Source organism: Actibacterium sp. 188UL27-1, from assembly GCF_016901225.1.
GTDB lineage: Bacteria > Pseudomonadota > Alphaproteobacteria > Rhodobacterales > Rhodobacteraceae > 188UL27-1.
The window spans coordinates 1-12,975 of the sequence record NZ_JAFEUL010000026.1; the positions used below are offsets into that span (position 1 = coordinate 1).

The 12,975-nt window shown below is 59.2% G+C and carries 8 protein-coding genes and 2 pseudogenes; 2 read left to right on the forward strand and 8 right to left on the reverse strand.

The annotated features are described in order from the left end of the window. Positions 1-574: 574 nt before the first annotated feature. Both IU397_RS23680 and IU397_RS21190 read right to left on the reverse strand, forming a co-directional pair. Positions 575-1,623: pseudogene (locus tag IU397_RS23680) on the reverse strand (hydantoinase B/oxoprolinase family protein); the annotation flags it as partial. Next, positions 1,613-3,676, reverse strand: a pseudogene (locus tag IU397_RS21190) (hydantoinase/oxoprolinase family protein). The pseudogenes IU397_RS23680 and IU397_RS21190, both read right to left, overlap by 11 nt. A 672-nt stretch (positions 3,677-4,348) precedes the next feature. On the opposite strand from IU397_RS21190, the gene IU397_RS21195 reads away from it, so the two are divergent. Continuing rightward, a complete protein-coding gene (locus IU397_RS21195; RefSeq protein ID WP_204417476.1) occupies positions 4,349-5,269 on the forward strand; it encodes an ornithine cyclodeaminase family protein in 921 nt (306 codons plus the stop codon). Positions 5,270-5,580: 311 nt separating this feature from the next. Here IU397_RS21195 and IU397_RS21200 read toward each other — a convergent pair whose 3' ends face one another. The 6 genes from IU397_RS21200 to IU397_RS21225 form a co-directional block, all read right to left on the reverse strand. Next, on the reverse strand, positions 5,581-7,242 hold the full coding sequence (locus IU397_RS21200) for a peptidoglycan-binding domain-containing protein (RefSeq protein ID WP_204417477.1): 1,662 nt from the start codon (positions 7,240-7,242) through the stop codon (positions 5,581-5,583). Between the two features lie 12 nt (positions 7,243-7,254). Beyond that, entirely contained in the window at positions 7,255-8,475 is a 1,221-nt protein-coding gene (locus tag IU397_RS21205; RefSeq protein ID WP_204417479.1) for a phenylacetate--CoA ligase family protein, read from the reverse strand. 167 nt (positions 8,476-8,642) lie between these two features. After that, positions 8,643-9,098, reverse strand: a complete 456-nt coding sequence (locus IU397_RS21210) for a hypothetical protein (protein ID WP_204417480.1) — start codon at positions 9,096-9,098, stop codon at positions 8,643-8,645. A 35-nt stretch (positions 9,099-9,133) separates the two neighbouring features. Beyond that, positions 9,134-9,958, reverse strand: a complete 825-nt coding sequence (locus IU397_RS21215; protein WP_204417481.1) for an ABC transporter ATP-binding protein — start codon at positions 9,956-9,958, stop codon at positions 9,134-9,136. Positions 9,959-10,090: 132 nt separating this feature from the next. Next, positions 10,091-11,374: an ABC transporter substrate-binding protein gene (locus tag IU397_RS21220; protein ID WP_204417482.1), complete on the reverse strand. Its 1,284-nt coding sequence runs from the start codon at positions 11,372-11,374 to the stop codon at positions 10,091-10,093. Positions 11,375-11,417: 43 nt separating this feature from the next. Further along, positions 11,418-12,494, reverse strand: coding sequence for a branched-chain amino acid ABC transporter permease (locus IU397_RS21225; protein WP_204417483.1), 1,077 nt, complete (start codon positions 12,492-12,494; stop codon positions 11,418-11,420). A 102-nt stretch (positions 12,495-12,596) separates the two neighbouring features. Here IU397_RS21225 and IU397_RS21230 point away from each other — a divergent pair, with 102 nt between their 5' ends. Further along, on the forward strand, positions 12,597-12,908 hold the full coding sequence (locus tag IU397_RS21230) for a hypothetical protein (protein WP_204417484.1): 312 nt from the start codon (positions 12,597-12,599) through the stop codon (positions 12,906-12,908). The last annotated feature ends 67 nt before the right edge of the window (positions 12,909-12,975 follow it).

A 12,975-nucleotide genomic window follows, 5' to 3' on the forward strand; every position in this document is an offset into this window, starting at 1 on the left:
ATCCTCGCAAACGCGCGCGTCTCCATCAAGGAATGGCACAGCTTCCTCGATGACTTCGTCGCCGAGCCAGACATCATCGCACGCCTCAAAAACCAGTCGCTGCGGTAAAAACCGGGCGCTTACCCTCTACCTGCACTCTTCATTTTTACATAAAATATGGGCGAAGCTCTCCTTGGCAGTAAAATACACTTAGCTGAGGTTGCGCACCCATCCAGCTCCGCTTCCGCACACACGAATTAGTGTGAGATAAGGATCAAATCTCGTAGCTCCTGTCGCGATTCATGACGGGGACGGATCCATTGAAATCGGCGTTTTCCATCAGGAACTCTGTTATCGACGATCCCACGATCTCCCATAGGTGATGTTCACATCATGGCTGGATGACCGCGGTGTTTGGGGGTGTTTTGGCGTCAGACGGTCTTTCCGTTTGCAACGGCGTCCTCCACTTCGGCGATGTCGGCTGAAATATAGCCGCGCGCAAGGTCGGGTTTGACCTGGTCATAAGGGCGTTCGGAGGGGTCACCATACCCGCACCACCGGGAAAGGCCATCACGACCCGCCCCTTCTGCCGGGACAAGATCTTGTCAAAGGCGTCATAGACCGCATCGGGCACGAAATGTCTCACGATATGGCGTAACGCCACGGGCGCAGGATGCATTGCATGTACGATGGAGTTTTCGGGCGCAACCACCTCAAATGGCGTAAGAGAGTCTGCGTTGTTGGGGATTTCCGGCGCAATCGCGACCTTCAAGGCGTAGCAGGCATAGGCTTTGGTATAGACCAAGGGGCAGCTGATCCCCTTCTTGTCCAGCGGCGATGTTCCAGAAAAATCGGTGACGATCCGGCCCCCGCAACGGACACCTTTACCTTCAGCGTGATCGCCACATCAAAGCCGTCCATCGTCATCTCGCCCAAAGCAGAGGTTTGCGGCAGCGCCGCGATCCGCGCGATGGTGGCACGGCGGGAGTCATCCAGGATAGAGGTGGCGATCCCGTCCAGATCGCTCAGGTCAAATTCGTTCATCATCGAGATCAAGCGACGGTGGCCGATCTCATTACAAGTGCTCAACGCATAGATATCTCCGATCAGTTGATCAGGCTCACGCACATTGCCGCGGATGATCCGCATCAGCGTTTCGTCGACCTTGACCCTGTCGGCGAATTTCATGATCGGGATATAAAGACCTTCTTCATAGACGCTGTGCGCATCCGCGCCAAAGCCGCATCCCCCGATATCCACGGCATGCGCCGTGCAAGCGAAAAACCCGACCAAAACGCCCCCTCGGAAGGACGGCGTGACCATGGTTATGTCATGCAGGTGGCCTGCCTCCTCCCAGGGGTCATTGGTGATGTAGACATCGCCTTCCGCGATATTGTCACGCCCGATCCGGCGGATGAAATGCGCCACGGCATCGGCCATCGCGTTCACATGGCCCGGCGTGCCCGTGACGGCTTGTGCAAGCATGTTGCCGTGGATGTCATAAACGCCCGCCGACAAATCGCCAGCCTCGCGGACCGAGGTTGAAAATGCGGTCCGCACCAGGGCCTGCGCTTGCTCCTCAATGACTGAAATCAGGCGGTTCCACATGATCTGAAAGGCGACATTCGAGTGCTCATTGGCCATCGGCTGATCCTTTTACCACCACGTCGATGCAGCCGTCGGGTTGGCGGATCGCATCACGACTGGCGGGGATGATAATTGTGGTTTCCGCCTCCGTTACTGCTGCTATGCCAAGCGCCCGTTGGCCGGGCTGCATGGCATCGCGCAGCACGATGGTCGCATCGGTATAGGCACCCTGCGCTGCGTCGAACAGCCGACGGGTTCCGTCCATCGATGCGGTACCTGTACCTTTATTGGTCTCGGTCCGCGCCACGTCCTCCGATGGTGTGGTGGCATTGACCGACCAGACGGTGATTTCGATGTCCATCCCCGCCACAGGCCGCGCGAAGAGCCTTGTATAGTCCTCCCCGAAACGTGCCTGGAAGGTGGCTGCATCAGGATCGATGGCCTGTGCCGTGGTAAGGTCGATGGGGATTTCCCATCCTTGCCCGCTATAGCGCATGTAGACCTTGAACTCTGACAAGACGGGACTGTCAGCGTCGCCGGCGCGCACAAACCCGGTGGCTTCGGCCTGCAGATCGCTCAGCAGGGACTTGATCCGCTCGGGGTCAAAGTCCGACAGTTTCATATAGACGGACTGGTTCGCCTCGAACTAAAACGGCGCGCGCAGGAACCCGACACCAGCCCCGGCCGGACCAACAAGCGGTCAACGCCCAGCTTTTCGCATAACCGCCCAGCATGGAGCGGGGCCGCCCCGCCAAAAGCAATCATTGTGTATTCTGACGGGTCCTCCCCATTTTCAACGGCATGAACCCGGGCCGCGTTGGCCATGTTCTCATCCATCACCTCCGCCACGCCAAAGGCTGCTTCTCAACCGCATCCATATCCAACGTGGTGCCCACATGGGTGGATAGCGCGGTCTTTGACTGCTCTGGATACAGCTTGATCGACCCACCGGCAAAGTTATCGGGGTCAAGTTTGCCCAAGACCAGATCGGCATCTGTCACGCCAGGCCGCGCGCCGCCGCGCCCATAACAGGCTGGGCCGGGCTCTGATCCCGCGCTCTCCGGACCAACCCGGATCTGGCGCAGCGCATCCACGTGCGCCAGGCTGCCGCCGCCTGCACCAATTTCGACCATGTCGATCACAGGGATCGAGATCGGCATTCCGGAACCTTTCTTGAACCGGTAGGTCCGTGCGACCTCGAAGACGCGGCTGATTTTAGGTGTTTGGTTCTTGATCCGGCAGATCTTGGCAGTGGTCCCACCCATGTCAAAGCTTAGCACCGTGTCTAACCCGTAACGTGCGGCGATGTCGGCCGCGAAAACAGCACCACCGGCAGGCCCCGGCTCAACCAAACGTCCAGGAAATTCAGCCGCGTTCTGGATAGAGATGATCCCGCCCCCGGAATGCATCAGGAAAACCCGGCAATCGACGCCGTCATCTTTTAGCCGGTCTTCCAGCCGCCCCAGATAAGACGCCATTAACGACTTGATATAGGCGTTCGCCACTACCGTGTTGAAGCGGTCATATTCCCGCATCTGGGGCGAAACCTCAGACGAGATCGAAACGGAAACACTGGGTGGTTTTTCGGTCAACACCTCACGCACAAGCTCCTCATGCGTCGGGTTCAGATAGGAATGGATCGGTCCCACCGCGACCGAGGCGAACCCAGCCTCCGCGATCCGGTCCACGATCGCCTCAACATCCGTGCGGTTCAGGGGCACAAGGATCTGCCCGTTTGCATCAACCCGCCCCGGACCCGTAAAACGCATTTGGTGGGGCAACAGGGGCTCAGGCAAGTTCAGGTTCAGATCGTATTGCTCAAACCGGCTTTCGGTCCGCATTTCGATAACATCGCGAAATCCTTCGGTCGTGATCAACGCCGTCTTTGCCCCGCGGCGTTCGATCAGCGCATTTCTGGCCAGGGTGGTACCGTGAATGATCTGATCAACTTCGGATGCTTGGATGCCGGCCTTCCGTCGATGATGGCTTTTTCCGGCGCGGCATAGGTGGTTAGCACCTTGGTTGAATAGGACCGGCCTTTCCGCTCCAAGACAACGTCGGTAAAGGTTACCCCGATATCAACACCCAGCCGCGTGTCCAAAGTTGCAATTGAGTTCCCCGTCACACATGAATTCCCAACACAGGATGGCTGTCTGGCTCAAAGATCAAATTGATTATCTTTGTCAGGTCGATCATTTTTCTGATGGCCACCCATCCGGCCCGCAGCGAACCATCGGCGCACGGCCCTAGAGCGAATTGGACTGTACGACCCGCCCCGCATCCATCCCTTACCCCTCGGCCATGTCATGCACGGCAAAGCCAGTCTGGATGTTGGGGATCCGTTGGCTAAGCTTCGTGTGACGGTGAGCTCGCGCTTGGATGCATAGTTCGGGTCGCACGTCGCCGCACATATGAAACAAGGGCTTGAACAATCGCGCTGAAGCATCGGACAGGCACACGCGATAACGGGAAAACGTCCCTCTCATGGTTTGCGATCAAACCATGAGAGGGCACTGGCTGGGCCGGTTCAAATCGCCTCGGCAGACGCAAATGCCTCTGTCTGTCCATGACCAAACCGTCGTTCTGTTGCGCCCAAACGTCACACGCTTCCTTCTGCATATCCCCGGTCAACCTGACAAAGCCCGTCATTGTGCCGTCGCTTGCAAAACAGATGTGGATTTACCGGATGACCATTATCCGCGTGATCCTGCTGATGTGTTCCCAAAAGTGTACACAATCGGCGATATCTGGACCAATGAACAACGCTGGAGAGGTCGCGCACATGACAATCGTAATTCCTTTTGATGAGGGTGAACGCTGCCTCGACTGGTTGGCGCTGATCGATGCCTTTGTGGCAGGGCACAAGCTGTCCAAAGCCGAAGTCGCGGACGTATTCCTGTACCAGGGCGACAACACGCTGCTCAACCGCTCTGCCTGGATCAAAGGGATGGGGTTGGCCGTCAAATGCGCGACGATCTTTCCCGGGAATGCCGCAACCGGCCAGCCCACGATTGGCGGGGCGGTGAACCTATTTTCGGACCGTGATGGCACGCTTGAGGCCATTGTCGATTTCCATCTGGTGACCAAGTGGAAGACCGCCGGGGACAGTCTGCTGGGTGCGCGCCAGTTGGCCCGTGCAGATAGCCGCCGCATCCTGATTGTCGGCGCGGGGACGGTAGGGCATTCGCTTGCTGCGGCCTATGGCGCCTTGTTTCCTGCTGCAGAGTTTTCGATCTGGAACCGAACCCTGGCCGGGGCGCAGGCCTTTGCGGAAACGCATCCCGGTATTTGGGTGGAACCCAGCCTGCCTGAGGCGGTCGCACAAGCCGACATCATCACCTGCGCCACCATGTCGACCGATCCGGTGATCAGGGGCGAATGGCTGCAGCCCGGTCAGCACGTTGATTTGATCGGTGCCTACCGGCCAGACATGCGCGAGGCGGACGATGATGTGTTGCGGCGGGGACGGTTGTTTGTCGACAGCCGCGCATCGACCATCGAGCATATTGGCGAACTCAAGACGCCCATCGCCAAGGAGGTGATCACCCCAGATGACGTGATCGCTGATTATTACCAGTTGGACCAGATGAAACGCCAAAGCGACGATGAGATAACCGTTTTCAAGAATGGCGGCGGCGCTCATCTGGATCTGATGACCAGCCGTTTCATACTGGATGCGTGGAAAGAAACGACGCCAGCTTAAATCCTTCGCGGAGTGGATGCTTGCAGCCTTAAACCGTCCCGTCGTCGCGATCCAAGTGGAGGACGCCAACCTTCGTCCTACAAGGGGCAGACAGGATCGGGCGTTGTGACAGGCAGTATGCAGGTCGTCACTTGCAGACAAGCGGTGACGTTTTGGGCGAAACAGAGCAGCGGTTTGACCATCGTCTCTAAGCGCACCCGCGAACTGCCCCAATCGGATTGTGATCTCGCACCTCTCGAACATTGAAACGGTTGCAAATGTCCGATTGGAGAAAGACGAGGCTTCGGGCCACCTAGACCAACATTCTGCCGTCAGTTCCGTTGGATCGTGATGCCCACATCGGCCAGGATCCGCACCAGCGTTTGCTCGTTGAGATAGCCGGTGATGTCCAGCGACCGATCCCGCTGAAACCGGCGGATCGCCTTGCGGGTATTGTCGTCGAAGGTCCCATCTGCAGGGCCAGGTTCCAGCCCAAGCTGGTCCAGCCGTTTTTCGATCAAAACGCGGGAGATGCCGGGCAGGTGTAGCGCGCTTTCACCCTTTTCGGCAGCTTGACGTTCCGAACTGTCATCCTGGCGCAAAGCGGCCAGGCTTGCCTGGGCGTCGGCCACAAACGCACCACGCGGGAAGGAATTGAGATAGCGTTGATAGGCGTCCTCGGTTCCAGCCTCGCGTGCGGCTTCCCAGGCTGCGCGCTCTTCCGCCTCGGCGGCGGCCCGTTTTTCCGCCTCGAACTTATCGAGCCCCTGTTGCGCCACGTCAGAGAACAGCCCGTCGGGATAGCGTTTCAGGTACGTGCGCAAGCCGGCCTCATCGCCAGCCCGCCCTGACGCATTCCAATAGGCCGTATCTTGGCGCTCCGCATCCAGGCGCCGGCGTTCGGCCTCTGCCTCCAGTTCCGCCGTGCGTTGCTCAGCCTGCAGTGACAGGCGGCGGATCTGCAGATCGTTCAGAAAGCCCGTCTTGGGAAAGCCGTTCTTGGTTTGAAAGCGCTCCACCGCGGCGCGGGTGCCGTTGCCAAAGATTCCATCGATGCCGCGCGGCTTGTAATTCAGGATGGTCAGGTCGCGCTGGATCTCGCGCCGTGCATCGCGGTTCAGGTTCAGCCCCTCTTCGGCCAACCGTTCCACGCGAAAGGGTTCCGCCTCAATCGCTGCAATCAGCTTGCGCGCTTCATCGGCGAATTGACCATTGGGGTAGCGGCGGACGTAACCCTCATAGGCTTCGACCGTATCCTGTGCCTGGGTCGCTTCCCAAATGGCGCGCTCCACTTCAGCCGCTTGGGGCGCCACCGGGGGGATCTCTCCGCCACTGATACCCGTCTCGGTAATGGCCACAACCCGGTCCGAAACAAAGCCACGCACCGTCAGGCCATCCGCGCCGTCAATCGCCGTTTTCAGCCCGACTTCGGCATCCAGCAACCCGTTCGAGGCAAAGCGCGCGATATCATCGGCGCGCCCTTGGATCACGCTAACCCCCTGCGGTATGTCAAACCGGGCAAAGCCTTCGACCAGCGCGTCGCCCAGATCCGGGGCATCCTCGGTATCGCCTAGCAGCACGATGGCGCCACCGGGGATGCGCGCCGCAATCTCAAGCACCGTATCCACGGACAGGCCATATCGGCCGATGGTGGCCAGATCGGGCCGGTCATTTGTATTGCCCGCGATCAGCCAGGTCTGGTTGCCCGACCGCACGAATGAACCGTTCAGGTAGAACAGCACACGCTGCTCGTCATCGATCCGGTTCAACATCCGGCTGAGCGTTTCATGCATGACATTGATCGAGCGTGCATCGGCCTCGATCACCGTGTAGCCCCCATCGCGCAACGTACCAGAGATGTCGCCAATGCGGGTGCCCAGCACGCGGGTCCGGTCTTCTGGTACGCCTAACAGCAGCGCCTTGTCGGCCAGCGCGGTTGTGCCCATCAGACTCGCCAGAGCGACGGTCGCCATAAGGTGTTTCAGGATCTGCATGGGCCTGTCCTTTCAGTCGTAGCTGCGCTGGTCGTCGATCACCTTACCATCACGGGGCAGGGAACCGGGGGCGGCCAGTTCGATGGCGCCTTTCAGTTTCAGCGTATCGATCACCGATTGCAAAAAGGCATCGGCATCGGTGGCATCGGTTTCGATCTGCACCGTCATGGCGTCCTGATCCCCGTCCCGGGTGGCGATGACCCGGGCACGGTCAATCTCGGGGTGGCGCGCGACGAGGGCCGCGACCTGTTCGGGGCGCACGAACATGCCCTTGATCTTGGTCGTCTGGTCGGCACGACCCATCCAGCCCCTGATGCGCATATTGGTGCGACCGCAGGGGCTGGTACCCGGCATGACGGCACTCAGGTCGCCGGTGGCAAAGCGGATCAGCGGGTAGTCGGGATTCAGCGTGGTCACCACGACCTCGCCCACCTCGCCCTCTGGCACGGGGTCACCGGTGCCGGGGGTCACAATCTCCACGATGACACCTTCATCAACGATCATCCCCTCCATCGCCGGGCTTTCATAGGCGATATTGCCCAGATCGGCGGTGGCATAGTTCTGCATGCATTGAATACCACGGTCTGCATAGGCCTGGCGTAGTGCGGGGAAGAGTGCGCCACCCCCAACCGTGGCCTTGGTAATGCCAAGCGCCACACCCATCTCGTCGGCCTTGTCGAGGATGACCTTCAGGTAATCCGGCGTACCCGCATAGGCCGTGGTGCCTATCGCCGCCGCGGCCTGGACCTGCATCTCTGTCTGGCCCGTCCCCGCAGGAACGACGGTAGCGCCCACCGCTCGCGCCCCGTTTTCAAAGATCATGCCAGCAGGTGTCAGATGATAGCTGAAACAGTTCTGAACGATATCCCCTTTTCCCACACCGGCGGCATGAAGAAACCGCCCCACCCGCCACCAGTCATGGGAGGCCATGCCAGGCTCGTAGATCGGCCCAGGCGACTGAAAAACATGGTCGAACCCCGTCACCGGAGGCACCGCAAAACCCCCCAGCGGGGCGGCCTTCCCCTGTGCCTCCCCCAACGCAGCTTTCCGCAGCACCGGCAACTGCGCCAAGGCCTCCATTCCGGTCACAACCGCAGGATCCACCTCAGCCAAAGTCGCCCCATACCCAGCCAAACCCTTGGCCGTCGAGACCTGAGCCGGAAGGCACTGCGCCAAGCTGTCCGCCCGCTCATCCGCGCTTCGTGTTTCCAGATTGTCGAAATAAGATGTCATCGTGCATGTCTTTCCAGGCTTAAGCTCAAATCACTATGGCGGAACTGCCGCGGTTATCCGATAGCCATCTGACAAGCGGGCCATGTTGGCCGGGTCTATGCCGAAAGTTGGCGGGCGAGACGGGTTTGAGGTTCCGCAACATTCGAGGTCGGCGGTTGGTTGCCAGATCATAAGCGCTTATCGACGCCCCGAACGATGTAATCCATGGCGACGGGACGCCACAGTTCCCCATTGTTGCGCAGGAAATCTGCCAGCCAGCGACGCTCTTCATCACTCTCAACCAAATCGTCGTAGAACTTAACGGCCAAGGCCTCGGCAAGTCTGGCCGCGCGCGCGGGATCGTCCCCAATCGCCGCTCGCAAGATGGGAAGCGGTGTAACCGCGATGATAAGGTCCTCATCTTGTATCATAAAAACTAAGCTCTCATCAGCGAACCACGCTTCTAGAAGCTCCAGGTCGATGTCAGGCAGGCTGTGACGAGAGAGTTTTGGCCTCTGACCGCAATGGGGACAGTGCGTGTCGATGTCCAAGCTGTCGAAAAAGGCCGCCTCATATTTCGAAAGCGCCCGCGTATATTCCGCGTGACAGGAGCCACAGGCCGCCGAGAATGTATATTCAGCCATTTTGTCTCACGCGCGCCCTTTGCGGGCTTAACCGATCAACTCAGCCAGCGTTTGCGGCGGCGGTAGCTGCGGACGTCTCGGAAGCTCTTGCGGCCCTCTTCGCTCATGCCGAGGTAGAACTCCTTGACGTCGGGGTTCTCGCGTAATTCGGCCGCCGGGCCGTCCATGACGATGCGGCCGGATTCAAGGATATACCCATAATGCGCAAACCGCAGGGCGACATTGGTGTTCTGCTCGGCCAGCAGGAATGACACGCCTTCGCGCTCGTTCAGATCCTTCACGATGCCAAAGATCTCTTCCACCAATTGCGGGGCCAGACCCATGCTGGGCTCATCCAGCAGAATGGTCTCGGGTTTGGACATCAGCGCGCGCCCGATGGCGCACATCTGCTGCTCTCCGCCCGATGTGTAGCCCGCCTGGCTTTTGCGCCGCTCTTTCAGGCGGGGAAAGTAGGTGTAGACCTTTTCCAGATCCTCGGCGACCGTCCCACCGCCCGCGCGCCGGGTATAGGCACCGGTCAGCAGGTTTTCCTCGACCGTCAGATGCTCAAAACAGTGTCGGCCCTCCATCACCTGAATGACCCCACGCTTCACCAGATCCGCCGGATTCTGCGCCGCAACAGGTTCACCGTGATAGAGGATCGATCCCTTGGTGACCTCGCCCCGCTCCGAATGCAGCAGGTTCGAGATAGCTTTCAGCGTCGTTGTCTTGCCCGCACCATTGCCACCCAAAAGCGCGGTTATCCCACCCTTGGGCACCTTCAGGCTGACGCCCTTCAGAACCAGGATCACGTGGTTGTAGATCACCTCGATATTGTTGACCTCCAGCAGGGTGTCGGTCTCTGTCCTGGCGTCAAGCATCGTCGCTCTCCTCTTGCGGAGGCCGGGCCCACCAAACGGGTCCAGCTCCCAGCGCACGGTCATGGATAACGGCCTGATCCAGCCGCGTGATCGAATACCCCCGCCACGCCCGGCGCGGCAGGGGAAAGGTCTTTACGAACACCCTTCGGCGATGTTGTTCTCCGCGGCAAAGGCCTGGCTGTCTTCTTCGACCAACGGATCGATTACCGATTTGTCGCTGTCGATCCAGTCGGTCACGACATTCCAGGTTTTGGCAGTGGCATCCCATTGCTGCACCTTGGCCTGTCCGGATCCGCCGTGGTTTTCACAGCTGACGGCGAAAGCCGGGCCAAAGTTTGGCATGCCCAATTCGGCCATCGTCTCCTCGGTGATCTCAAGCGCCTCCATACCGTCGCGCATCATCGCGGCGGTGATCTCCTCAACCCCGTGGATCTCTTGCGCCTTCTTGGCCGCCTCGGCCGCCAACATCGCCGCATAAAGGCCGCGGTTGTACAGAACCGTACCGGTCTGATCGCCGGAACCCGCAGCCTTACCCGCGTCAAAGACATGGGTTTTCAGGTCGTCATAGATCGGGAAATCGGCGCCGATATTGTGCATGTTCAGTGATTTATAGCCATCGGCGGCAGCCCCTGCAGGGATCACGTCATTCTCGGATCCGGCCCACCAATTGCCGATGAAGTTCTCCATGGGGAAGCGGATATTTGCAGCTTCCTGCACGGCGACCTGGTTCATCACGCCCCAGCCCCACATGACCACGTAATCCGGACGCTCGCGCCGGATCTGCAACCACTGGGATTTCTGCTCCTGGCCCGGGTGATCCACGGCGATGGCGGTGAACTCGTAACCATGCTTTTCCGACAGCTTCTCCAGCGTGCGGATCGGCTCCTTGCCATAGGCAGAGTTGTGGTAGATCAGCGCGATCTTCTTGCCGTCCAGGCTGCCACCATTCTGCTCCAACAGGTAATTCACGGTGATCGATGCCCCATCCCAATAGTTGGCGGGATAGTTGAAGACATTCGAAAAGATCTTGCCATTGGCGGCGGAGGTCCGGCCATAGCCCATCGTGTGAAGTGGGATACCATCAGCGGTGGCTTTCGGGATCAACTGATAGGTGATGCCGGTGGACAGCGGCTGATAGACCAGCGCGCCCTCACCCTTGGTGGATTCGTAGCATTCCACGCCTTTTTCAGTGTTATAGCCGGTTTCGCATTCCAGAACGCGCGCCGGAACGCCCCCGATGCCGCCGTCACGTTCGTTCAGCAACGTGAAATAATCGGCATAGCCATCGGCAAACGGAATACCGCCCGCCGCATAGGGGCCCGTCCGGTAACTGAGCGACGGAAAGACCAGGTCCGCCAGGACCGGCGTCGCCATCAAAAGGCCGGTCAGGGTCGCGGTTGCGAGTTTAAGTTTCATGCATGTTCTCCCTAGATATATTTGGTTTTTAGTGGGCCGCCGCCTAGTGCGGGAACGGCCAAAGGCGCAGTTTCTCCTTTGCCAACCGCCAAAGCTGCGCCAGGCCGTGGGGTTCGACGATCAGGAAAAAGATGATCAACGCGCCGATGATCACAAATTCCAGATGCGCCGCCAGATCCGTGGGCCAGCCCAAGCCGCCCACCAGAATGTTTTTCAGCAGCACAGGCAGCAGGACCAGGAATGCGGCACCGGCCAGGCTGCCAAAGATGCTGCCCAACCCGCCGATGATGATCATAAAGAGCACGAGGAAGGATTTCTGGATGCCAAAAACCTCCCCCACCTCGACCGCGCCCAGATAGACGGAAAAGAACAGCGCCCCCGCAATGCCGATGAAGAACGAGCTGACGGCGAAAGCGCTGAGTTTTGCGCGCAGGGGGTTCACCCCAATGATCTCGGCTGCGATGTCCATGTCGCGGATCGCCATCCAGGTCCGGCCCGTCGTGCCGCGGGTCAGATTGCGGGCAATCCAGGCTACCCCGATCAAGAAGATCAGGCAAAACAGGTAGCGCAGCCACGCATCGGCATTGGGCCCGGTCACTGCCATGCCCAGCAACGTGCGCTCTGGCGCGCTGATCTGGCCGGAGGCGGAATAGTTGTAAAACCACGGCACCCGGTTGAAGAGCCAAACCAGAAAGAACTGCGCCGCAAGCGTCGCCACAGCCAGGTAGAACCCCTTGATCCGCAGCGATGGCAGGCCAAACAGGATCCCCACACAGGCCGTCACGATCCCACCAGCCAGAACGTGGAACAGGATGTTCACATCCGGATAGGCCGTCATCAGCTTGTAACAGGCATAGGCGCCCACAGCCATGAACCCGCCGGTTCCCAGGCTGACCTGCCCGCAATATCCCGTCAGGATGTTCAGCCCGATCGCCGCGATCGAATAGATCAGGAACGGCAGGAACACAGCGTTTACATAGTAGTCGTTGATGAACAGCGGGATGATCGCCAGTGCCACCACCAGAACGGCATAGTACCTGTAGCGGTCAAACGCGATGGGAAAGGTCTGCCCGTCGGCGACATAGGATGTTTTGAAATCTCCGGCCTCACGGTACAGCATCAGTGCCACCCCACCCATTTGTCACGACAATCTGCGATTATTGCCATTTTTGTGTCATTGTCATTGCCCACCCTCACTGTGTTACGTCGAAGGGAGCGCCGCATGTCCATCCAGTCAGATCTCAAAACGTTGACCTCTTTGCATGAGGATGGAACGATTGATGATGCACAATTCGCACAAGCGCATGCGAAATTGATGCAGGACCAGGCCGAGGCCGAACATGTCCGCAAGTGGTGGATGTGGTACGTCGCCGAATACATCGTCACGCAGGTCTTCTTCCTGGCCGGTGCCGCTGTCGTCTTTGCGGGCTTGGCCCTCATGATGTTTGGCACGATGTCCGCCGTATATGTCGCGATTGGATGTGTTTCGATCGCAGCCGTTGCCGCCTCGTTCCGGCGGGGCCGAGCGTCGTAGCAATTAACCAAAGCCCTACTTTTCAGGGGGATTGCCACATTCGTACCCCAAAGCCGCGGCATGTTCA